The 21,469-nt window shown below is 61.9% G+C and carries 18 protein-coding genes; 8 read left to right on the forward strand and 10 right to left on the reverse strand.

Annotated features, from left to right (window positions below; translation table 11 throughout):
* Positions 1–113 precede the first annotated feature (113 nt).
* The gene (locus tag J7U39_RS02070) at positions 114–2,039 is read right to left on the reverse strand and encodes an ABC transporter substrate-binding protein (RefSeq protein WP_210630038.1); all 1,926 of its coding nucleotides are present in this window, start codon (positions 2,037–2,039) and stop codon (positions 114–116) included.
* Between the two features lie 178 nt (positions 2,040–2,217).
* Between J7U39_RS02070 and J7U39_RS02075 the strand changes: the two genes are divergently transcribed.
* Entirely contained in the window at positions 2,218–3,237 is a 1,020-nt protein-coding gene (locus tag J7U39_RS02075) for a LacI family DNA-binding transcriptional regulator (protein ID WP_168297274.1), read from the forward strand.
* On the opposite strand, the gene J7U39_RS02080 is transcribed toward J7U39_RS02075, so the two are convergent.
* Entirely contained in the window at positions 3,234–4,004 is a 771-nt protein-coding gene (locus tag J7U39_RS02080) for a TIM barrel protein (protein WP_210630040.1), read from the reverse strand. The two genes, J7U39_RS02075 and J7U39_RS02080, sit on opposite strands and share 4 nt — an antisense overlap.
* 138 nt (positions 4,005–4,142) lie before the next feature.
* Between J7U39_RS02080 and J7U39_RS02085 the strand changes: the two genes are divergently transcribed.
* Positions 4,143–4,931 (forward strand): SDR family oxidoreductase, encoded by a 789-nt coding sequence (locus J7U39_RS02085; protein ID WP_210630041.1) that lies wholly within the window; start codon positions 4,143–4,145, stop codon positions 4,929–4,931.
* Positions 4,932–5,107: 176 nt separating this feature from the next.
* Positions 5,108–5,572 (forward strand): Rrf2 family transcriptional regulator, encoded by a 465-nt coding sequence (locus J7U39_RS02090; RefSeq protein WP_085780172.1) that lies wholly within the window; start codon positions 5,108–5,110, stop codon positions 5,570–5,572.
* A gap of 50 nt (positions 5,573–5,622) precedes the next feature.
* On the opposite strand, the gene J7U39_RS02095 is transcribed toward J7U39_RS02090, so the two are convergent.
* A complete protein-coding gene (locus J7U39_RS02095; protein WP_210630043.1) occupies positions 5,623–6,732 on the reverse strand; it encodes an acyl-CoA dehydrogenase family protein in 1,110 nt (369 codons plus the stop codon).
* 164 nt (positions 6,733–6,896) lie between these two features.
* On the opposite strand from J7U39_RS02095, the gene J7U39_RS02100 reads away from it, so the two are divergent.
* Entirely contained in the window at positions 6,897–7,673 is a 777-nt protein-coding gene (locus J7U39_RS02100; protein WP_210630045.1) for a metallophosphoesterase, read from the forward strand.
* 34 nt (positions 7,674–7,707) lie between these two features.
* Here J7U39_RS02100 and J7U39_RS02105 read toward each other — a convergent pair whose 3' ends face one another.
* The 3 genes from J7U39_RS02105 to J7U39_RS02115 all read right to left on the reverse strand — a co-directional run bounded on the left by J7U39_RS02105 (position 7,708) and on the right by J7U39_RS02115 (position 13,869).
* Positions 7,708–10,893, reverse strand: coding sequence for a multidrug efflux RND transporter permease subunit (locus J7U39_RS02105; RefSeq protein ID WP_210630046.1), 3,186 nt, complete (start codon positions 10,891–10,893; stop codon positions 7,708–7,710).
* Entirely contained in the window at positions 10,890–12,068 is a 1,179-nt protein-coding gene (locus tag J7U39_RS02110) for an efflux RND transporter periplasmic adaptor subunit (RefSeq protein WP_210630048.1), read from the reverse strand. The genes J7U39_RS02105 and J7U39_RS02110 overlap by 4 nt, the downstream gene beginning before the upstream one ends.
* Positions 12,069–12,327: 259 nt before the next feature.
* Positions 12,328–13,869, reverse strand: coding sequence for a cation:proton antiporter (locus J7U39_RS02115; RefSeq protein WP_210630049.1), 1,542 nt, complete (start codon positions 13,867–13,869; stop codon positions 12,328–12,330).
* 231 nt (positions 13,870–14,100) lie between these two features.
* Here J7U39_RS02115 and J7U39_RS02120 point away from each other — a divergent pair, with 231 nt between their 5' ends.
* The 3 genes from J7U39_RS02120 to J7U39_RS02130 are packed head-to-tail and all read left to right on the forward strand — an operon-like array spanning position 14,101 to position 17,315.
* Positions 14,101–14,565 carry a MarR family transcriptional regulator gene (locus J7U39_RS02120; protein ID WP_210630051.1) on the forward strand — a complete coding sequence of 155 codons (465 nt, stop codon included), beginning with the start codon at positions 14,101–14,103 and terminating at the stop codon, positions 14,563–14,565.
* Positions 14,558–15,781 (forward strand): HlyD family secretion protein, encoded by a 1,224-nt coding sequence (locus J7U39_RS02125; protein ID WP_210630053.1) that lies wholly within the window; start codon positions 14,558–14,560, stop codon positions 15,779–15,781. The genes J7U39_RS02120 and J7U39_RS02125 overlap by 8 nt, the downstream gene beginning before the upstream one ends.
* Positions 15,774–17,315, forward strand: a complete 1,542-nt coding sequence (locus J7U39_RS02130) for a DHA2 family efflux MFS transporter permease subunit (RefSeq protein WP_210630054.1) — start codon at positions 15,774–15,776, stop codon at positions 17,313–17,315. Before J7U39_RS02125 ends, J7U39_RS02130 begins: the two co-directional genes overlap by 8 nt.
* An 83-nt stretch (positions 17,316–17,398) precedes the next feature.
* Here the strand turns inward: J7U39_RS02130 and J7U39_RS02135 are convergent, their stop codons facing one another.
* Genes J7U39_RS02135 through J7U39_RS02145 form a run of 3 tightly spaced genes read right to left on the reverse strand, consistent with a single transcriptional unit; the run spans position 17,399 to position 19,312 of the window.
* Positions 17,399–18,016, reverse strand: coding sequence for a DNA-3-methyladenine glycosylase (locus J7U39_RS02135; protein WP_210630056.1), 618 nt, complete (start codon positions 18,014–18,016; stop codon positions 17,399–17,401).
* A gap of 48 nt (positions 18,017–18,064) precedes the next feature.
* The gene (locus J7U39_RS02140) at positions 18,065–18,379 is read right to left on the reverse strand and encodes a hypothetical protein (RefSeq protein ID WP_210630058.1); all 315 of its coding nucleotides are present in this window, start codon (positions 18,377–18,379) and stop codon (positions 18,065–18,067) included.
* Between the two features lie 24 nt (positions 18,380–18,403).
* Positions 18,404–19,312 (reverse strand): LysR family transcriptional regulator, encoded by a 909-nt coding sequence (locus J7U39_RS02145; protein WP_210630060.1) that lies wholly within the window; start codon positions 19,310–19,312, stop codon positions 18,404–18,406.
* 116 nt (positions 19,313–19,428) lie between these two features.
* Between J7U39_RS02145 and J7U39_RS02150 the strand changes: the two genes are divergently transcribed.
* The gene (locus J7U39_RS02150) at positions 19,429–20,172 is read left to right on the forward strand and encodes an SDR family oxidoreductase (protein WP_210630062.1); all 744 of its coding nucleotides are present in this window, start codon (positions 19,429–19,431) and stop codon (positions 20,170–20,172) included.
* 244 nt (positions 20,173–20,416) lie between these two features.
* Here the strand turns inward: J7U39_RS02150 and J7U39_RS02155 are convergent, their stop codons facing one another.
* Positions 20,417–21,328, reverse strand: a complete 912-nt coding sequence (locus J7U39_RS02155) for a LysR family transcriptional regulator (protein ID WP_183699066.1) — start codon at positions 21,326–21,328, stop codon at positions 20,417–20,419.
* Positions 21,329–21,469: the final 141 nt, after the last annotated feature.

The following is a 21,469-nucleotide window of genomic DNA, read 5'->3' on the forward strand; positions in this document are numbered from 1 at the left end:
CATCATGGAAAAAGGTCATCAGAGCGGTTCAATCTTACCAGTCGTGTAATCGCTCTGAGTTTTTGTCTTAACGCAGTTCCAGGAAAACCGCTTCGCATTTTCCTGGAACTGCTCTAGACCTTGTAGAACTGCTCCGGCATGGTCGGAGCGGGCGTCGGCCAGCCGAAGGAGTTCGGCATGGTTTTCGTGATGTTCTTCATGTTGTTTTTGACGATGCCGTAGCCGTCGGGCGGCAGCGAGATGCCGAAGACATAGAAATTGTCGGCGGCGCCTTGAAGGATCTGCTTCATGACCTCGCGCTGGCCCGATGGGTCGGAAGTCGTCTTCAGCTTGTCGTAGAGCGCAAGCTGGTTCTTCGTGCTTTCCGGCGGTTCCTCGGCATTGGCATTGGTGCGGTCGCGATACCAGAGTTGCCAGGCCGGGGCGTACATGGCGTTGGCATCGGTCGGCACGTAGTAGCGCGGGTCGAGCATGGCGGCGACGCCGCCATTTGCGCCGAACTGATGGGCGGTCGCATCGAAATCACGGCCCTGGCGGACGCGCGTCTCCCAGAGCGAACGGTCCATCGTGCGCATCTGCGCATCGATGCCGACCGCCTGGAACATCGGGATCACCAGCTGGAAGAGATCGAGGAAGACGGCGCGCGCCTGGTCGATCTCGAAGATGATCGTCAGGCGGCGGCCCTTTTCGTCGAGGCGGAAGTTCTGGTCGTCGCGCTTCGGCACGATCTGATCGAGCATGGCATTCGCCTTGTCGACGTCATAGGCCGTGAACTGCGTGGCGAGTTGCTCGTTGTAAAGCGGATCTTCCTTCTTGATCGACGGCTGGGCAGGCGCCCCCTGGCCGACGAGCACCGCATCGATCAGCGACTGCCGGTCGAGTGCGGTCGAGAGTGCGGCACGGAAATCCTTGTTCCGGAAGAGCTTCCGCTTGGTCTCGTCATTGTGGTTCAGGTTGAAGATGAAATTCATGACATTGGCTTCGGTCGAAGTCAGCGTGTAGAAATCATAGCCGCCCTGCTCACGCGCATCGTAGAGAACCGATTTGTTGTTCGGCGTGGCAATGTACTGGTCCATCAGGTCGACCTCGCCCTGCATGGCCTTCAGCAGCAGAACCTGCGGGTCGGCGACCATCTGGTAAACGATGCGGTCCATATAGGGCAGCTGGTTGCCCTCGCTATCAACCTTCCAATAGTATGGATTGCGCTCGGCAACAGCCCGTTCGGTGTTTTCGCCTGGCGCGATCGTGAACACCCAGGCATGCACGCAGGGCTTCTTCGAGGAGTTGAGGAAGAAGGCGTTGTCGTCCTGGAAGCCGGCGGCCGCCTGGAACGACGCGATCCAACTTTCGAAGCCGCGTTGGTTGGCGAGTTCATCGGCCTTCGGATTGTAATCGATGTGGAATTGCTCGAGATAATGCTTCGGCGTGCGCGTCGTCTGATCGTTGTTTGCCCAGGCGACCTGCAGCGGGAACAGGCCGTTCGGCTTGTCGAAGATGACCTTGAAGGTCTGCTCGTCCACGATCTCCAGCTTGGCCGGCTTACCGCCGGATTTCCAATGATCCTGACCGACAAAGGCGACGCGCTTGTCGGTGAAAACAGTATCGTACCAGAACTTGATGTCGGCGGTGGTGTAGGGATGGCCATCCGACCATTTCATGCCCTTGCGCAGGCGGATCGTATAGACCTTGGAGTCGGCATCGCCCTCAAAGGACTCGGCGACATTCAGCGTCACGCCAGACCAATCGCGCGTATAGCGTAGCAGCGGCTCATAGGCCTGGTAGCGGAACAGCATCGACAGCGACCCGCCGCCGACTAGCGCCATGTTCCAGTCGCCGCCGTATTTGCCGATGCTTTCAACCGGTTTGACGACGAGCGGATTTTCGGGAAGCCTCTCCTGGAGACCCGGCAGGGCGCCGCTCGACACTTTCGCTTTCAGGACATCCGCTTCCTTGAAGTCAGCGGCGAAAACCGGCAGGGCCGGCATTATCAGGGCGGCCGACGTCCCGGCCAGAAACGCACGTCGTTTCAGCTTGATCATAGGGATCTCCTCCAAAAACCCGTGCCATTATCATTATTTTTGCTGTGGGGCCGGGATGAGGGAAAGATTACATTTGGATATTGTTAGGTAAAGCGTTATGTTCACGTTAGTGAGAAAATTTGGCATACAGGCGCAGTTGGTATAACCAGCGCCTATCAATCGAAGGGCGAGGTGCCACGTGGGAAGCAGGGGCCGGGTTACTTTGCAGACGATCGCGCGAGAGGTCGGGCTGTCGAAATTTGCGGTCTCGCGGTCGCTCGCCGGCAAGAGCGGTGTCAGCGAGGAAACGCGCGCGCTGATCCGCGACACGGCGCAGCGCCTAGGCTACACCAAGCCCGCCGGGCATGGTGCTGCCGGCGAGGTTGCGGTGGTCTTTCACGATCTCGATGCCGTCAACAGCGAGCTCTATATGCAGGTGCAGAACGGTGTGCAGCGAGAGGCTCATCGGCTTGGCATGACGCTGCGCGTGCGCTGGACCCATGATGTCGGCCAGTTGGAAGAGTTGGCGCGCAGCTGTGATGGCCTGATGCTCGTTGGTCCGCATGCCCGTGAGGCCGTGGCAGCGGCGAGCGCCACCGGCGTTCCGATCGTGCGTTTCGGCTGGGTCGATGCGCTCGAGCAGGTCGACCATGTCGGCGGCACCGACCATGAGGCAGGGCAGGCGGTGGTGGAGTATCTAGTCGGACTCGGCCACCGGTCCATCGTGTACGTCTATGGCATGCCGGGCCTGCGGGGACGTCAGGAGCGCCATTACGGCGCTCGCGAAATCGCCGAACGTTATCCTGATGTTGCGCTCCATGTTATGCAATTCGACGAAGAGAATGGCTTCGGCACGGCGTTCCGGGCGCTCGTGGACAAAGGCATTCGCCCGACGGCTTTTTTCTGCGCCCATGACGGGTTAGCGCTGACCGTGGTCTCCGAACTGCTTGGGCAGGGGTACCGCATTCCGGACGATATTTCGGTTGTCGGTTTCGGCGACTACTCGCCGGCGTCACTGATCTCGCCGGCGCTGACGACGGTGAGGATGGAGGGGCAGGAATGCGGGGCCGTGGGGCTGCGGCTATTGCTTGAGCGGATCGAGAATCCACGCCTGCCGGGCATGCCGGCGAGGCGCATCATGATCGCCTCGCGCATTATCGAGCGCCGCTCGGCCGGACCTTGCAAGGCGGCGGCGAGCGTCGATGTCCCCGGGGTTTAACCACCGAGCGCAGCAATGGCAGCCTTGACTGCGTCCGCGCCGGGCTTGGTCGGCCGGTATTCCAGACCGACGGCGCCGGCATAGCCGTTGGCGAAGATCCAGTCGAGGCGATGAGCGAGGTCTATCCCGCCGGAACCCGGTTCGTTGCGGCCGGGATGATCGGCGACATGGACGTGGAAAACACGGTCGAGGCGGCCGTCCAGCACGTCTTCGGTGCGTTCGCCCATCACGGCGGAATGGTAGATGTCGTAGACGATGCCGATCTCGGGGCGGGCGACGTCATCGACGACGTCGAGGCCTTCGCGGGTTGAATCGAGGAAGTAGCCGATATGATCGATACGGATGTTGAGAGGTTCTACGCCGAGCCGCACGCCGCTGCCTTTCAGGATATCGGCACCTGGTTTCAAGGTTTCGCTGAGGGCCCGGCGCTGTTCTTCACGGCTGAAGCCGGCGAGATCGTCGCCTGCCTGGGCGATCAGCACCGGCGCGCCGAGGCGTTTGGCGACTGTGACGGAATCGGCAAGGCCTTTCAGCCAGGCCTTCCGGTTGGCGGCATCGGTCAGCGCGATCATCGGCTCGGCGACGAGGCTGGTGACGGCAAGGCCGGTTTCCTTCAACGCCGCCTCGATCGCGTCCAGATCCTTGTCGGTCCAGCGCCAGAATTCGACCGCCGTCAGGCCGCCAGCATGGGCGCGACGGATGCGGTCGGGAAAGCTGTCGCCGTCCTCGGCAAACAGCCACTCTATACAGGCTGAATAACGTCGCATGAAAACTCCTCCCGGTGCGGATGCAGGCTGCGACAGAACGGAGACCGCCGCAAGAGGCGTTTGGGTGCTTGACGCCCGGATTCATTGGCGGAACACTTGCTTCCACGAGCCGGGATCGCCGGCGCTTCGGAGGAAGACATGGATCTGGGATTGAAGGGTAAGATCGCCGTCATAACGGGTGCGTCGGTCGGCATCGGACTGGCGATCGCCGAAGGGCTGGCGGCTGAGGGCGTGGACCTCGTGCTGGCTGCGCGTGGCGGCGAACGGCTGGAGGCGGAGGGCGCCCGCATTGCCGAGAAATTCGGCGTCAGCGCCACCGCCGTCGCCGCCGACGTCGCGACGGCTGCGGGAACGGAGGCGATCATTGCCGCGGCTGCCGAAAAGGGTGGCGCCGATATCCTCATCAATAATGCCGGCACCGGATCGAACGAGACCGTCATGGAGGCGCCTGATGAGAAATGGCAGGCCTATTGGGACCTGCACGTGATGGCCGCCGTGAGGCTTGCGCGCGGCATCGCACCGCAGATGAAGAAGCGAGGCGGCGGGGTGATCCTGCACAATGCCTCGATCTGCGCCGTCCAGCCGCTCTGGTACGAACCGATCTACAATGTCAGCAAATCGGCGCTGATGATGTTTTCAAAGACGCTCTCGACCGAGCTCATCCAGGACAATATCCGCGTCAACTGCATCAATGCCGGCCTGATCCTGACGCCCGACTGGATCAAGACCGCCAAGCAGCTGACGGCCGAAAGCGGCGGAAACTGGGAAGGGTACCTGCAAAGCGTTGCCAATGAGCATGCTGCCTCCAAACGCTTCGGCACGCCGGAGGAACTGGCGAACGTCTTCGTCTTTCTGAGTTCGGAGAGGGCGAGTTACTGCATCGGATCGACCTATTTCGTCGATGGCGGCATGCTGAAGACGATTTGATCGAAGCTGGCGCAATGAGCAGCACGGCAAGCCTGTTCTTCGCATGACTGCCAGCCGGCCGTGGACGTTGCCGATACAAGCTATAAAAATTAGCTATTTTGTTGTATCTTCACGCTTTCGACGTTATTTGCCTGCTATTGACGGGCAAATATTGCGGTTTTCAAAAGGCGACGACAATGCTGACGAAGAAGGGAAAATACGGCCTGAAGGCACTGGTCGATCTGGCGCGCCTGGCGCCGGGCGAGACTGCCTTCATCAATGACGTCGCGGCGCGCAACAATATTCCGAAGAAGTTTCTCGACACGATCCTGCTCGAGCTGCGCAATGTCGGTATCCTGCGTTCAAAAAAGGGGCCTGGCGGCGGGTATTCTCTCTCGCGGCCGGCTTCCGAGATCCGCATCGGCCATGTCATCCGCACGCTCGATGGGCCGCTGGCGCCGATCCGCTGCGCCAGCCGGACGGCTTACGAGGCCTGCGACGACTGCGCCGACCCGGAAACCTGTCAGGTGCGGCGTTCGATGACCGATGTTCGGGATGCGATCGCCGCCATTCTGGACAATATGACCCTCGACCAATTCGTCGCAGCCGGCGGCCGCATTGAAGACACCGGGGACGAATTGCCGATCTCCGCCGCCAGCTGAGACGTTTCGATTTCATACGGTCTAAAGCGCCATGCTGTGTCGTTCAGGGCTCATCTCGACATATGGTCGCCGGCGCGGTCCAGCAATCGATCGCGAGGCAGCGACAGCGCGTGGATGCGTGCATTGCGCCAATGGCGGTCGAGATTAAGGCCTATGCCGGTTGACGCTTCGCCCGCGAGCTCGAACAGTGCGTTTGCGGCGTTGAGAGCGGTTTCTCCGGCAGTGATCGCGGCCGCCGAGGCGGAAAAATAGGCATCCGCCATCGCAGCCTCTACAGGATTGACCTGGGCGATATCGAGTTTGCGGCCCGCTCGCTCCAGAGCTGCCGCCGTGATTTCGATGCCGACGGCGTGTTCGCCGAGCCGGGAGCGGGAGACGGTATGATCGCCAATGGCTGTCATCAGGTCGGCCCAGGCGGCCCGCGCGATGCCGAGGGCCACTCCAGCCTTGAGCAGCAGGCCGAGCGAAACGCCCGTCGAACCGGACGACGGGGCCGGCGCGATCGTGCCGGCATCGACATGCACTGCGCCGGCGAGCGTCGTTGCCGATCCATTGGTGCGCTGGCCGAAACCGTCCCAATCATCGACCACTTGCACGTCCCCGCTGTTGCGGCTGAGGTAGAGCGTCACAGGGCGGCCGGGCGGAAGTGTGAGGGCAGCGGCAATCCAATCGGCATAGAGAATACCGGGCGCCGGCCGCATCCGCCCGCTCAAACGGTACCCCGGTCCGTCGATCGACAGCTCGCTGCCGTCGGCGACGGTTGCGCCGGCGAAGCGGTCGCCGAGCAGCACACGGGCAAACAGCGATGCTTTCAGATCCTCGGCCGCCTGGGTACGGAGGGTTTCCAGTACGGAAAAGTGATTTTCCAGTGTCTCGCCAATCGAGGCGTCGGCCTCGGCAATGATCGCGATGATTTCGGCAAGCAGGGCGTTCGACACGTCGAGCCCTTCATGTTCGGGCGGAACAGAGATTGCCGTCAGTCCCGATATCGACAGCGCGTCGAGCTCGGCAAAAGGCAGGATGCGGTTGATATCGCGCTCATTTGCCTGATGACGGAATGTGTCGGCGAGGTTGCGAGCCGTGGATACGGCCTCCTCTTCGTTTTCGATGCGGCGGGCCGGCGGCCTCAGACGGTCTTGAAACTGCGATAACGTTCCCATCGCTCACTCTTTCCTCGAAGGATGACAGGATTGAGGGATTTTCCTTCGAATGATAAGAACGGTTTTTCCAGAAAAACCGGACGCTTCGAATTTTCTCACCAACTTGATCGCCTCGCCCTCCACTCTACTTATGGTTAACCGGGGCTATCCAATTGAGGAACATGATGGGTGAAGCACTTGCTCGCCATAGCGAGGTTTGGAAAATGGGGCGCCAGCCGAGACCGCGTCTGACGCTGGATATCGCCGAGATTCCAACTTATGCGATCGGCGACATTCACGGCCGCTACGATCTGCTTTTAAAAGCTGAGGAGGCGATCCTGCAAGATGGCGCGCGATTGCCCGGGCAAAAGCTGATCGTGACACTGGGTGACTATATCGACCGGGGTCTGGAATCGGCGCAGGTCATCGCTCACCTCATGGAGCCGCCGCCTGATGGTTTCGACCGCATCTGCCTTGCCGGCAATCACGAGATCGCCATGCTCGACTATGTCGACGGCTGGCTCCCTTATGACGACTGGATGCGGATGGGGTCAGCGGAATCGCTGAAATCCTATGGCCTCGATCCGGAGCATCTGCCGCTCGTCTTTCCCTCCGGCGTGCAGCTCGACGCCTTTCTGCGGCAGTCTCTGCCGCATACGCATCTCGATTTCATGCGAGCGCTGCCCATCATGCTGGACACACCGAGCGTGGTGTTCGTGCACGCCGGCATCGACCCGATGCTGCCGCTCTCCGCACAGACGGATGAGGACCTGGTCCTCATCCGCCACCGCTTTCTTGAAAGCAGGGTTCCCTTGCCGAAACTCGTCGTCCACGGCCACACGCCCAGCGACGAGCCCGACATTCGCCCGAGGCGGCTCAATCTCGATACGCGCGCCTTTCGCAGCGGTAGGCTGACCGTTGCCCGGTTCTGGCAGGGCCGGGTGCATCTGTTTTCCACCTGACATCATCCCACCGGGAGGCTGTATGACACCGTGATCAGACCGTCTCGCTTTGGGCCGGGGCGGCTTCGACCGGCCTTTCAGCCGGCCGGCTGCGGCGCCAGCCGCGCAGAACGACATAGAAGACCGGCGTCAGGAACAGGCCGAAGAGCGTCACCCCGAGCATGCCCGAAAAGACGGCGGTGCCGAGCGACTGGCGCATCTCGGCGCCGGGGCCGGTGGCGATGGCGAGCGGCAGAACGCCGAAGATGAAGGCGAATGCCGTCATCAGGATCGGGCGCAGGCGAAGGTGGCTCGCCTCGATGGCGGCCTCCACTGGCGTTTTTCCTTCCTCTTCCGCCTGCCTGGCGAACTCGACGATCAGAATGGCGTTCTTGGCCGCAAGGCCGATCAGGACGATCAGGCCGATCTGCGTCAGGACGTTGTTGTCCATTCCTCTCAGCGAGACCCCGATCAGTGCGGCGAGCACGGCAAGCGGGACGATGAGAATGATCGCGAGTGGCAGAACCCAGCTTTCATATTGGGCCGCCAGCGCCAGGAAGACGAAAATGACGGAGAGGGCGAAGATGTAGACGGCGGTGTTGCCGGTATGGGTTTCCTGATAGGCGAGTTCCGTCCATTCGAAGGTCGTCCCCGGCGGAAGGATCTTGGCCGCCAGCTCCTCCATCTTCTTCAGCGCGTCGCCCGTCGAGGTGCCGGGTGTCGGATTGCCCTGAAGCGGCACCGAGACATACATGTTGTAGCGCTGGACGAGCGCCGGGCCGCTGGAATCCTGAATGTCCATCAGAGTGCCGAGAGGAACCAGCGCGCCGGTCGCCGAGCGTACCTTCAGCGCGAGAATATCCTCCCTGTCCATGCGGTATTGCCGGTCGGCCTGGGCGCGAACCTGGTAGACGCGGCCGAACGCGTTGAAATCGTTCACGTAGGCGACGCCGAGGTTGATCGAAAGCGCATTGAAGATATTGGGGATCGGCACGTTCAGGAAGCGCGCCTTGTCGCGGTCGATCGACAGGAAATATTGCGGGCTGGCATCGGAGAAGGTCGTAAAGACGCCGGTCAGCCCTTCGGTCGTTGCCGCCGCCCCCATCATCTGGCGGGCAAGGCCCAGCACGCGCGTCATGTCGGGATTTTCGAGATCGGAAATCTGCATCTTGAAGCCGCCGGAGTTTCCGACGCCGCGCACGGATGGCGGCGGGATTGCGATGATGAAGGCTTCCTGGATGCTCTGCAGCTTGCCGAAGAGCTCGCCGATGATCTTGTTGGCGTTTTCTCCGCCTTCCTCGCGTTCGGCGAAGGATTTGAACGGAACGAAGACGACCCCCGCATTCGAGGCATTGGTGAAGGTCGCTCCGCTGAAACCGGCAAACTGCACGGCATTGCCGACGCCGGGCACGGTTCGGGCGATGTCGCCCACCTGTTTGACGACGGCATCAGTCCGCGCCAGCGAGGCGCCGTCCGGAAGCTGCACCACAACGATCGCGTAACCCTGGTCCATGGTCGGGATGAAACCCGAGGGCACCCGGGTGGTCATGTACCAGGTCGCGCCGAGCAGGCCGGCGAAGGCGAGCATCGAGCAGGTCAAGCCTATCCAGCTGCCGACCAGGTGCCGGACGGTCCACGAATAGCCGGAGCTCATCCGGTCGAAGCCGCGATTGAAGCCGTTTGCAAGACCGGTGCCCAGGCGTGAGGCAATGCTTTTGCGCTTCGTCTCGTGATCGTGGGCTTTCAGCAATATGCCGGCAAGGGCGGGCGAAAGCGTCAGGGAGTTCAAGGCCGATATCGCAGTGGTGACCGAGATCGTCACGGCGAACTGCCTGTAGAACTGACCTGATATGCCCGGAATGAAGGCCGTCGGCACGAAGACCGCGATCAGCACCAGCGAGATCGCCACCACAGCGGTGCCGACTTCGTCCATCGTCACGTGCGACGCCTGCTTCGGCGTCATGCCGCGCGCCAGATTGCGCTCGACGTTTTCCACCACCACGATCGCGTCGTCGACGACGATGCCGATGGCGAGCACCAGGCCGAACAGCGTCAGCATATTGAGCGAGAAACCGAAGGCGAGCAGGATAGCGAAGGTGCCGATCAGCGACACTGGGATGGCGACGATCGGGATGATCGCGGTCCGCCAGGATTGCAGGAAGACGAGAACGACGATCGCCACCAGGATGGCCGCTTCGGCGATGGTTCTGTAGACCTCATCGATCGAATCCGAGATGAATTCGGTCGTGTCGTAGACGATGCGATATTCCAGGCCCTCCGGGAAACTCTGGGAGATATCCTTCATCAGCGTCTGGACCTGGTGGGCCGTATCGAGAGCGTTGGTTCCCGGCCGGGCGAAAATGCCGAGAGCGACCGCAGGGTCGTTGTTGAGGTAGCTGTTGGTGACGTAGTCCTGCGCGCCGAGTTCGATGCGGGCGACATCCTGCAACTGTACGAGCCGGCCCGCCCCCGTCGATTTGACGATGACATAGCGGAACTCGCGCACATCGGAGAAACGCCCATCCGTTCGCACCGTATATTCGAAGGCGTTCCTGCCGGTCACCGGCGGCGCGCCGATCTTGCCGCCGGAGACCTGTACGTTCTGGTCCCTCAGGGCGGAGACGACGTCATCCGAGGTCATGCCATAGGCGGAGAGTTTTTCCGGATCCAGCCAGATGCGCATCGAATACTGCCGTTCGCCGAAGATCTGCACATCGCCGACGCCGTCGAGGCGCACGAGCACGTCACGGATGCGGTTGCGGGCATAGTTCGAGACGTAAAGCTGGTCATAACGATGCGACGGCGACAGGAGGTGCACCACCATCATCAGGTCGGGCGAGCTCTTGTCGGTGGTCACGCCGAGCCGCTGAACCTCCTCGGGAAGACGGGGCAGCGCGATGGAAACGCGGTTCTGGACCAGCACCTGCACCTTGTCGAGATCGGTGCCGAGCTTGAAGGTGATCGTCAGCGACATGGCGCCGTCGGCGCTGGAATAGGACGACATGTACAGCATGTCTTCGACGCCGTTGATCTGCTGTTCGAGCGGGGTCGAAACGGTATCGGCGATGGTCTGCGGGTCGGCGCCAGGATAGGAGGTGCGCACGACGATGGTCGGCGGCGCGATCTCCGGATATTGAGAGACCGGCAGCTGCGTATAGGCGATGCCGCCGACGACGAGAAAGAGGATCGAGATGACGGCCGCAAAAATCGGCCGGTCCACGAAGAAATGGGCGAATCTCATTGTCCGCTCTCCGCGTTTGCGGATTCGGGGGGCGTGTCCTGCCGCTCCTGCGGCAGTTCGCTCATCTGCGGCGTGATGGTCGAACCCGGCCGCGCCCGCATCAGGCCGTTGACGATGATCGTCTCGGTGCCGTCGAGACCTTCGCGGATGACGCGATAGCCGTAGAGCCGAGGTCCGGGCCGCACCGGCTTGGTCGAAACCTTGCCTTGCGCGTCGACGACATAGACGACGCGTTCGTTCTGGTCCGAGCCGATCGCCTCATCGGGAACGAGAATGGCCTTGTAGGTATTGGAGGCTGCGACCTGCACACGGCCGAACAGGCCCGGCTGCAGGACGAGGTCGGGATTTGCAAGGCGGGCGCGGATGCGGATGGTGCCGCTCTCATTGTCGACCCGGTTCTCGGCGAAATCGAGCTTTCCCATGAAAGGTTTGGCGGTGGGGTCGGAGATCGTGACGGATACATCGACGCCGCCGCCGCCGAGCTGCAGATCCTTGCCCTGCTTGCGTGCGGTGTCGGCGAAATTCAGCAGGCGGCGCTCGTCGACGTCGAAATAGAAGTCGATCGGGTCGAGCGAGACGATCGTGGTGAGCACCGTCTGGTCGGCCTGCACGAGATTGCCGGTCGAGAGCAGGCGGCGGTCGATGCGGCCGCTCAGTGGCGCCCTGATCTCGGTATATTCGAGGTCGAGCGCCGCGCGGTCGGCGGCGGCCTGAGCGCCGCGGACATTGGCCTGGGCGGAATCGAATTCACGGCGGCGATCGTCCAGCGTCTGTGCGGATTGGCTGCCACTCGAAGCGAGCGACTGGGCGCGCTTGTACTGAGCGTCGGCGAAAACAAGGGTGGACTGCGACGCTTCGAGCGCGGCCTTCGCTTGGCTGAGCGCGGTGACGAACGGCCGCTGGTCGATGACGAAGAGCAGGTCGCCCTGCTTGACCAGGGCGCCATCTTCGAAATGAACTTCCTGCAGGTAGCCGCCGACGCGCGAACGCACGGAGACTTCGTCGACCGGCTGGAAACGGCCGATGAATTCGTCATTGTCGATGACATCGCGCACCACCGGCTTCGCGACCGTGACAGGGGGAGGGGCGGACGGTGCGCCCTGCGCCATCGCGACCATAGGCATGAACGTGGCGATGCAGGCGAGCAACAATTTCCGTCGAAGCGCGAAAGTCATATCGGTCCCTCCAATCGCGGCGGCCGATCGACTGCCACCGAACTTAAGATGAAGTGATGCTATTCATGTCTTGTTGCTTTGAACGAAAGCCTCTGGCTCCCGTGATTTCCCCGGCGTTCAATCGTTGGAAGGGAAAGCCGGTATGCGATGCACAATGGAAAATCGAAACGCTATGGAACGGGATATAAGCGGCAGCGACAAAAAATAGCAAATGCCAATTATTCGCTTTTCCGGAATCCGTGAACTTCATGGAACGGCATCAGCTTTCGACGATCTCATCTCGACCGGGCGGCAGAACGGCAAGCTCAGCCCAATCAAGCTCCTGTTCCAGCATATGAAAGACGTCGTCGTCGATCTCGCCGGCGCGGCGCATCGCGGCCAGTTTGCGGCGTTTCGCACCGATGACATTGCGGCGCTGTTTGTCGAGCCTGCTGACCTCGCGCGGGTGTTTGCCGTCGGCGGCGATCTCGCGCTCAGAGGTATAGACGTCACGCAGAATGCGGGTCGATTTGTCTTGACCTTCAAGCTCGGCAAGCGCCGCGTCGATCAATGCCACGCGGGCTTTGGTGATGTCGCGGTTCAGGGATGTGTCCGGATCGAATTTCAGGAAGCGGATCAGCGGCCCGAGCGTCAATCCCTGGACGATGAGCGTGCCGAGAACGACGGCCAGCGCGCTGAGCAGGATGATATCGCGATCATGGAAGTCGATCGGCAGGGCGAGCGCAGTTGCCAATGTTACGAGACCGCGCATGCCGCACCAGCCGGCAAGTAGGCTCGCGGCAAACGTGGGAGCAGCTTGTGTCGTGAGACCGCGCTCGGCAAGAAAGGTGATGGCGCGGTTATAGACGAGCACCCAGGCCAGGCGCACGACAATGACAGTGACGAAGACCGCGGCTGCCAAGGTCATGGCAAAATTCAGGCGGCCGGGATCGAGATCGAGGACGATCTGGCGGACCTGCAAGCCCATCAGCAGGAAGGCGAGCACGTTAAGCAGGAAAACCGCGGCTTCCCAAACCGAATAGGAATGAATGCGATGCCGGGCCGTCTGCCGCTCCGGCATGTAGCGGGCGATCACCATGGCATATGCGACGATCGCCAGGATCGCCGAAAGGTGCAGTCGCTCGGCAATGATCCACGTGCCGAAGGTGGCGACGAACTCGAGCAGCGTGCCGCCGAGCGTGCCGGCGAGCTTCAGACCAACGATCATGTAGAGACGGCCGAGAAGATAGCCGAGGATGAGACCGCCCGGCGCTGCCAGCGTCAATTCTGCCAGAATGCCGGTGAAGAAGGCGGGATTGGTGGCGGCCGCCACTGCGGCGCTGAAGATGAGGAGGGCGACTGCGTCATTGAGCAGGCTCTCGCCCTTGAGGATTACATAGGTCTGGCGCGGCAGATTGAAACGGTCGAGCATGACGGTCGCCGCAACCGCGTCCGGTGGGGCGACGATAGCGCCGAGTGCGACGGCCACGGCAAGCGGCAGGCCGGCCATTGCGACGCCGACGGCTGTGACGGCCGCGGCCGTCAAAATGACGGCGATTGCGGCGAGCGAAAAGAGTGGCAGCCAGTTGCGCCTCAACGTCCTCGGCGGCAAATCGTACGCGGCATCGAAAAGTACGGGTGCGATGAAAAGCGCCAGCGCCAGCCTGGGATCGATCGCCACCTCCGGAGCCCATGGGAAGGCAGCGACAATGATGCCGGCGATCGCCAGCATGGTCGGATAAGGAACACGGAACTTCCTGGAGAATTGCAGGAAGATGATCGCCACCAAGAGCAGCGTCAGCATGCTTTCGAAGAACGCCATGGGCCCTCCAGGCCATTTCAGCGGGTGGTTCTTTGCCTGAAACTAGGGCCGGGCGATGCCACGGCTACCGTTCGAGCCTAAAGCTGTGAGGGACGGCAAGCGCCCGGCCGCGGCCTGCGGCATTTTGGCCGGGGTTGCGGAATCGCCGGCTTACGCTCTTGTGCAGGCATCTGTACTCAATATATGTGGCCATATCATAAGTATGCTTATAAATATCCGGCATAGGTTTCCATGAACGCCACGCCCACACTCGGTTTCCTTCTGCACGACGTCGCACGGCTGCTGCGCAAGCGGTTCGAGCAACGCGCGAAATGCCTCGGCCTGACGCGGTCGCAATGGCAGACGCTCGCCTATCTCTCGAACAACGAGGGCATCCACCAGAGCGGCCTTGCCGAGATTCTCGAAGTCGAGCCGATCACGCTGGTGCGCATTCTCGACAAGCTCGCCGAACGTGGGCTCATCGAACGCCGCCAGCATCCGACCGACCGGCGGATCTGGCTGCTCTACATGCGCGACGAGGCGCATCCCCTGCTCGCCGAAATGCGCGAACTTGGCGATGTCACCCGCGCAGAGGCACTGGACGGGGTCTCAGCCGAGCAGCGCGAGCAGCTTTTCCACATCCTGTCCGTAATGAAGACCAACCTGGTCCAGGCATGCAGGACCCCGGTTGACGAGAATGAGATGAACGATGGCTGATCAATCTCCCCTCCGCGTCGTTGCCGACGCCAATGCCAAGTCACCTGTTGAAGAAAATGAAGCGAAACAGCAGGAAACGGTAGCCGAAGCGCCTTCATCCAATTCAGCGCCGGCTGCTGCCGTGGCTGCGCCTGGCGGTAGCAAGGTCCGCCGCCGGCGCAGTCTCACGCGGCCGATCCTGTTCGCGCTCCTGCCGGTGGCGCTCGTCGTCGGCGGCTATTATTACGTCAATGGCGGCCAGGTGATGTCGACCGACAACGCCTACATCCAGGCCGACATGGTCGGGGTCACCACCGATGTCTCCGGCATCGTCGATCAGATCGACGTGCATGAGAACGAGGCGGTCAAGGCGGGGCAGGTGCTGTTCAGCCTGAGGGCCGATTCCTTCAAAATCGCGCTCGACGGCGCCAAGGCGCAGCTCGGCGCGCAGCGCAACCAGATCATGAACCTCAAGGCGAGCTATCAGCAGTCTCTCGCCGAGATCACCCAGGCGCAGGCCGATCTGCCCTATTACCAGGATCAGTTCGACCGGCAGCAGGCCCTCGTCAACAACGGCAGCGCGACGCAGTCGGCCTACGACGAGGCCAAGCACAATCTGGAGGCCGCTCAGCAGAAGGTTGCCGTCGCCAAGGCGGAAGCAGCAACGACGCTCGCCCAGCTCGGCGGCAGCGCCGACCAGCCGGTCGAGGAAAACCCGCTCTATCTGCAGGCCAAATCGCAGGTCGACAACGCCCAGCGCGAACTCGACCACAGTGTTGTCAAGGCGCCGTTCGACGGCATCGTCACCAATGTCAACGCGCTTCAGGTCGGCTCCTACCTGCAGGCCTCGCAGCAGGCCTTCTCGCTTGTCGCCACCGATCATCTGTGGATCGCCGCCAGCCCGAAGGAAACCGAGCTGACCTATGTCAAAGCAGGTCAGACCGCCGAGATCTACGTCGACACCTATCCCGGCGTGACGTGGAAGGGTAAGGTCGAGAGCATCAGCCCGGCCTCCGGCTCCAGCTTCTCGCTGCTGCCGGCGCAGAACACCACCGGCAACTGGGTGAAGGTCGTGCAGCGCATTCCGATGCGCGTCAGCATCGAGGATGCCGCAGGCAAGCCGCCGCTGCGCGTCGGCATGAGCACGGTCGTCGACATCGATACCGGCCATATCAGAGGCCTGCCCGACTTCGTCAACACGCTTCTGGGCCGGCCTCAGGGCGAGGACCATGAGTGACGCTCTGGCATCTCCGGCGACCTCGGTCGCCAATCGCGGCGCGATCACGGCCTGCGTCATCCTCGCCGTCATCATGCAGGCGCTGGACACGACGATCGCCAACGTGGCGCTGCCCTATATCCAGGGCAGCGTGTCTGCCTCCGCCGACCAGATCAATTGGGTGCTCACTTCCTATATCGTCGCGGCGGCGATCATGACGCCGCCCTCCGGTTTCCTCGCCGCGAAATTCGGCCGCAAGCGCGTGCTGCTCGTCGCCATCGCCGGCTTCGTGGCCGCCTCCGTTCTCTGCGGCCTTGCGCAATCGCTGAACCAGATCGTCGCCTTCCGCCTGTTGCAGGGCCTGTTCGGCGCATCGCTGGTGCCGCTTTCCCAGGGCATCCTTCTCGACATCTATTCTGTCGAGGAACGCGGTTCGGCCATGGCGCTTTTCGGCGTCTCGGTCATGGTCGGGCCGGTGCTCGGCCCGGTCATCGGCGGCTGGCTGACCGACAATATCAGCTGGCGTTGGGTGTTCTACATCAACGTGCCGATCGGCGCGCTCGCCTTCATGGGCATCGTCGTCTTCGTCACCGAGACCAAGCGGGATCTGCTCGCCAAGCTGGACTGGTTCGGTTTCGGAATGATGAGCCTGTTCATCGCCGCGCTGCAGCTCTTCCTCGACCGCGGCGAACAGCTCGACTGGTTCTCCTCGGGCGAGATCATGGTCGAAGCGATTGTCTGCGCCGCGGCATTCTATCTGCTTCTGGTGCACACGCTGACGGCAGAGAAATCCTTCGTTAATCCGAAGCTGTTTCTCGACCAGAACTTCACGGTCAGCATGATCTTCATCTTCGTTGTTGGCGTCACCTATCTCGCCTCGTTGGCGCTGATGACCCCCTATCTGCAGACGCTTATGGGCTATCCCGTCATCACCGCCGGCATCGTCATGGGGCCGCGCGGGCTCGGCACCATGCTCTGCATGTTCATTGTCGGACGGCTGATCGGCAAGGTCGATACGCGCTTGCTGCTGGTGCTCGGCCTCGGCTTGACCGCCTGGGCGATGTACGACATGACGGGCTGGACGCCCGATGTTTCGCAATGGACGATCGTCTCGGTCGGCTTCATCCAGGGCGCCGGCCTCGGCTTTCTCTTCGTGCCGCTGACGACGATTGCCTTCGCGACGCTGCCCGCCCAAATGCGTGGCGACGGCACCGGCCTCTACAATCTGTCGCGAAACATCGGTTCGGCGGTCGGCATCTCGATCGTCTCGGCACTGATCGTCGAGAACACGCAGAGCAATCACGAGTCGATCGCGGCCTATGTGACGCCTTTCAACCACGCCTTCAACGCCATGGCGGCGCAAGGGTTGAGCCCCCTGACGGCCACTGGCCGTGCTTCGCTCAACGAGATCATCACCCTGCAATCGACGATCATCGCCTATATGGACGATTTCAAGCTCTTGATGCTGATGTCGCTCGCGGTCATCCCGCTGGCGCTGCTGCTGCGCAAGCCGAAGGCGGCGCCCGCCGTCGACCACAGCGCGGTCATGGAATAGACTTCAAGCGTTTACGCAATCCCTGGGAAAGCCGGCTTCCGGTTTTTCCTGGCAAAACCGCTTCACACTTTTGCTGGAATTGCTTAGCGAAACGGTTTGCTGAGATATCGCGATCCCTGAATGCCGAAGCGCCACGGTGCTTCGGCATTTCTAGTGATGCCGATGCGTTTTCCCGAGACGACAGGCACCGGCGCAGACGGTGTCAGCGCATAGGGCGGGCGGTCGAGCGGCCTGTCGTTGATTTCGATATCGATGCCGAGCGCCTGGCAGAGCTTGCCCGGGCCGCTGCAGAGCGCCGTCAGCATATCGGTGCCGCGCCGCTCCGTCATGGCGGCAATTCCCGTTTCCGGCTCGAGCGCCCGGATCAGCACGGCCGAGCCCGGATGACAGACGAAGTTCAGGCACCAGTACATGCCGTAGATGCGGTAGATGTAGACATTGCCGGGCCGGCCGAACATGGCGCCGTTGCGCCTGGTCGGGCCGCGAAAACTGTGCGAGGCTTCGTCATCGGGGAAATAGGCTTCGGTCTCGGTGATGCGGCCGCCGGCGCCATGAACTGTGAGATGGCAGCCGAGCAGGTCGCGGGCCACAGTGATCGCGTCGCGCTCGAAAAACGCCCTGAGGCCTTCGCCGGCAAGCGCGCCGGCGCCGATCGAGCTCTTTGTCATTCCACCATCGGTCATAACCGAGGCAGATAACATTCGCTGCCGCCGCCGTCATCCCAAAACCATTTGATGAGGCCGGCCGCGTCAGCGGCCGGCATTCGGATCACGCATCGGGATCGAGGATGATGTAACCGAGACCGGATCACTGGCAGGGAAGGAATCTTCCAGACCTTCCTCCAGCTCCTCTTCGAGCAAGGCCGGATCCTTGCTGCGTGCGCCGTCGCCATGGGCTGGTTCGGTTGCTGCCGCAAGCAGGGCCCTGGCGCGCGCGACCGCATTTTCCGAAGTCAGTTGGGCTGCGCTTCGCAGCGTTACGGCAATGCTGTCTTCGCCTTCACCGCCGAATTCGACGACGAAACCGTCTTCCGTCTGATAGACGGTGATATCGCTGAGTGCCATGGCCCTTCCCCGCAAGCGCTCATATTAGCAAAGCGTGTTTTTGGAATTTTGTCGAGTGAAGACCTTCACCAGCCAATCGACGAAGACGCGCACGCGCGGCGAAAGCTGGCGGTTGCGGGGATAGAGCAGGGAGACCGGCGTCGGGGTCAGCGGAAAATCCGGGAGCACGTGGACCAGCGTGCCGTCGGACAGGTCTTTTTCGGCGTGGTAGCGCGGGATCTGGATCAGGCCGAGGCCCATCCTCGCTGCAGCAACATAGCTTTCGGCGGCGTTGACGGTGACGGCCGCGGGAATACTTAGCTTGCGTACCGTGCCATCGACGATGAATTCGAGCGGCAGCAGACCGTCCGCGCTGCTGGAGCGGAAGCCGACCATGCGATGGCCGGCAAGCCGGTCCGGATGCTGCGGCAGGCCGCGCGCGGCGACATAGGCGGGAGAGGCGAGCGTGACCTCATCAAGCATGGCGACACGCCTGATGATCATGTCGCTGTCCGCAGGCGTACCGACGCGCAGCACGCAATCGATGCCTTCGTGCACCAGATCGACCAGCCGATCGCCTTCGCTCATATAGAACTCGATCTCGGGATAGCTCTCCAGAAAGGACGGCAAGCTCGGCAGCACGAAATAGCGCGCGAGCGTGCCGTGCACATCGACGCGCAGCAGGCCTTTCGGTCTGGCGCCGGCAAAGGCCCCTTCCGCGTTCTCGATGTCGGCGAGGATCGACAGGCAGCTCTGATAATAGGCCTCGCCGTCGAGCGTCGGGCTGACATGGCGCGTCGTGCGCTGGAGCAGGCGCACGCCGAGGCGGGCCTCGAGCTGCTTGACAGCGTCAGTAACGGTCGAGCGCGGCAGGCCGGTGTCTCCCGCAGCGAGGGTGAAGCTGCGGCGCTCTACAACGCGGCAGAACACACGCATGGCATCGAACCTGTCCATCTTCTTTGTTCGTATTTCCCGGATAGTGATGGCGGAGAATGCACGATTATCCGCCGCAGGAAAAGGCTCATCTTCTTCTCATCGAAAACGCGCTGCGGCGCAGAAGGAGAAGAACAATGGCTTCCAACAAAGACAGCAAGATCGCACTGGTCACCGGCGCTTCCCGTGGTATCGGCGCGGCCGTTGCCAGACGCCTCGCCAGAGACGGTTTCACCGTCGTCGTCAACTATTCCGGCAGTGCGGCCGCGGCCGAAGACCTCGCCCGAGAGATCGAGCAGGCTGGCGGCAGGGCGCTGGCGGCCAAGGCGGATGTCAGCGATGCTGAAGCCGTCCGGCGGATGTTCGACGCTGCGGAAGACGCCTTTGGCGGCGTCGATGTGCTCGTCAACAATGCCGGCATCATGATGCTGTCGTCGCTTGCCGAGGCTGACGACGAAAACTTCGATCGCCAGATCGGCGTCAATCTCAAGGGCACTTTCAATACGCTCAGGGAAGCGGCCCGGCGCCTGCGCGATGGCGGCAGGGTCATCAACTTTTCGACTTCGGTCGTCGGGCTGAAGCTCGAAACCTACGGGGTTTACGCCGCCACCAAGGCCGCCGTCGAAACGCTGACGGCGATCATGGCCAAGGAGATGCGCGGCCGTAACATCACGGTCAATGCCATCGCGCCCGGGCCGGTGGCTACTGATCTTTTCCTCAACGGCAAGACGGAGGAACTCATTGCCCGCATGGCGAAGATGAACCCGCTGGAGCGGCTCGGCTCGCCTGAGGACATTGCCTGCGTGGTCGCCTTTCTCGCCGGCCCGGACGGCGGCTGGATCAATGGCCAGACGCTGCGCGCCAATGGCGGCGTGATCTGACGAAGGCGCCGTCATCGCAATCATGTGAACGAAGATTGTAGGTCTTCCCCCTTACAATCTTGTCGGGAGTGGCTATAGTTACTTTATCGCGAGAGAGTGGAGTTCCCTGACGCTCTCTCCCGAACCTCCAGAGCCTGCCGCGCCCAGTCTGCGGCGCGACAGGTCCGATGTTCAAAATTTGCGGCCCGTCGAAGGTTTCTCTTGCCTTCCGGGCCGTCTCTGTTTTGCCGCCGCGCGACATGCTCTAGAAATCGTTCAGCTTGGCCTCGACCAGGAGCTTGACCAGCCAATCGACGAAGACGCGGACCTTGTTGCTGAGGTGGCGGTTCGGTGGATAAACCACATAAAGCGGCACCGGATCGCGGCGCCAGTCCGGCAGCACGCGGACGAGTTCGCCCCGCCGCATCGGTTCACGCGCCATGAAGGTCGGCACCTGCGCGACGCCGAGGCCCGTCAGGGCCGCGGTCAGATAGGTGCGGCTGTCATTGACCGAGGCGATGCAGCGCGGGGTAGTCTCGACCATTTCGTTGCCCCTGCGAAATTCGAAGGGCAGGGTCCGGTTGTTCTGGGCGCGGAAATAACTGACGGAGTAGTGCGTGGCCTCCAAATCCTCCGGCCGTTCGGGCATGCCGAATTTCTGAATGTAGCTCGGCGAAGCGCAGGTGACGAGCTCCATCTCCGAAACGCGCCGGGCTATCAGCGACTGGTCGGTGGGCGTGCCCGCCCGCAGCGCGCAATCGACGTTTTCGACCAGGTAATCCACCGTGCGGTCGCTGACCCCCAGATCCAGACGGATGTCGGGATAGCGTTGGTAGAAATCGCAAAGTGCCGGAACGACGATGGCGTCAGCAAAGGCGCCGCTCATCTCGATGCGCAGCCGCCCGCTCGGCAAGCTTTGCGAGTTGGAGAGGCTGCCGTCGAGTTCCTCCAGCTCGGAGATGATCTGGGCGGCGCGTTCGTAATAAAGCGCGCCGTCCGTGGTCACCATGACCCGTCGCGTGGTGCGGTTCAGAAGCTTGGTGCGCAGATGCGCTTCCAGGCCCTGGATGAGATTGGTCACCGTCGCCTTGGGCATTGCGAGCATGTCGGCGGCGCGGGTGAAATTGCCCGTCTCCACGACGCGGATGAAGACGCGCATTGCCGAAAGTTGATCCATCGGTTTCAAGTCCGCAGTTTGCGTTGCACCATTATTCGAGAATCGGAACAGTGTTATCGCGATATTGCTTCTTATTCCCTGTTCTGAATAACAATATCTTTTTTATACGAAATGCAAGCGGCAGGTGCTGTGTGCCCGGCG

Origin of the sequence: Rhizobium sp. NLR16a, from assembly GCF_017948245.1 — a bacterium.
In the GTDB taxonomy this organism is placed as follows: Bacteria; Pseudomonadota; Alphaproteobacteria; order Rhizobiales; family Rhizobiaceae; genus Rhizobium.

What these genes read in the sequence shown, in the direction of transcription:
- J7U39_RS02070 (WP_210630038.1), bottom strand. Translation starts at nt 2,039, where the DNA reads ATGATCAAGCTGAAACGACGTGCGTTTCTGGCCGGGACGTCGGCCGCC.
- J7U39_RS02080 (WP_210630040.1), bottom strand. Translation starts at nt 4,004, where the DNA reads ATGCGACGTTATTCAGCCTGTATAGAGTGGCTGTTTGCCGAGGACGGC.
- J7U39_RS02085 (WP_210630041.1), top strand. Translation starts at nt 4,143, where the DNA reads ATGGATCTGGGATTGAAGGGTAAGATCGCCGTCATAACGGGTGCGTCG.
- J7U39_RS02090 (WP_085780172.1), top strand. Translation starts at nt 5,108, where the DNA reads ATGCTGACGAAGAAGGGAAAATACGGCCTGAAGGCACTGGTCGATCTG.
- J7U39_RS02095 (WP_210630043.1), bottom strand. Translation starts at nt 6,732, where the DNA reads ATGGGAACGTTATCGCAGTTTCAAGACCGTCTGAGGCCGCCGGCCCGC.
- J7U39_RS02100 (WP_210630045.1), top strand. Translation starts at nt 6,897, where the DNA reads ATGGGTGAAGCACTTGCTCGCCATAGCGAGGTTTGGAAAATGGGGCGC.
- J7U39_RS02105 (WP_210630046.1), bottom strand. Translation starts at nt 10,893, where the DNA reads ATGAGATTCGCCCATTTCTTCGTGGACCGGCCGATTTTTGCGGCCGTC.
- J7U39_RS02110 (WP_210630048.1), bottom strand. Translation starts at nt 12,068, where the DNA reads ATGACTTTCGCGCTTCGACGGAAATTGTTGCTCGCCTGCATCGCCACG.
- J7U39_RS02115 (WP_210630049.1), bottom strand. Translation starts at nt 13,869, where the DNA reads ATGGCGTTCTTCGAAAGCATGCTGACGCTGCTCTTGGTGGCGATCATC.
- J7U39_RS02120 (WP_210630051.1), top strand. Translation starts at nt 14,101, where the DNA reads ATGAACGCCACGCCCACACTCGGTTTCCTTCTGCACGACGTCGCACGG.
- J7U39_RS02125 (WP_210630053.1), top strand. Translation starts at nt 14,558, where the DNA reads ATGGCTGATCAATCTCCCCTCCGCGTCGTTGCCGACGCCAATGCCAAG.
- J7U39_RS02130 (WP_210630054.1), top strand. Translation starts at nt 15,774, where the DNA reads ATGAGTGACGCTCTGGCATCTCCGGCGACCTCGGTCGCCAATCGCGGC.
- J7U39_RS02135 (WP_210630056.1), bottom strand. Translation starts at nt 18,016, where the DNA reads ATGTTATCTGCCTCGGTTATGACCGATGGTGGAATGACAAAGAGCTCG.
- J7U39_RS02140 (WP_210630058.1), bottom strand. Translation starts at nt 18,379, where the DNA reads ATGGCACTCAGCGATATCACCGTCTATCAGACGGAAGACGGTTTCGTC.
- J7U39_RS02145 (WP_210630060.1), bottom strand. Translation starts at nt 19,312, where the DNA reads ATGGACAGGTTCGATGCCATGCGTGTGTTCTGCCGCGTTGTAGAGCGC.
- J7U39_RS02150 (WP_210630062.1), top strand. Translation starts at nt 19,429, where the DNA reads ATGGCTTCCAACAAAGACAGCAAGATCGCACTGGTCACCGGCGCTTCC.
- J7U39_RS02155 (WP_183699066.1), bottom strand. Translation starts at nt 21,328, where the DNA reads ATGGATCAACTTTCGGCAATGCGCGTCTTCATCCGCGTCGTGGAGACG.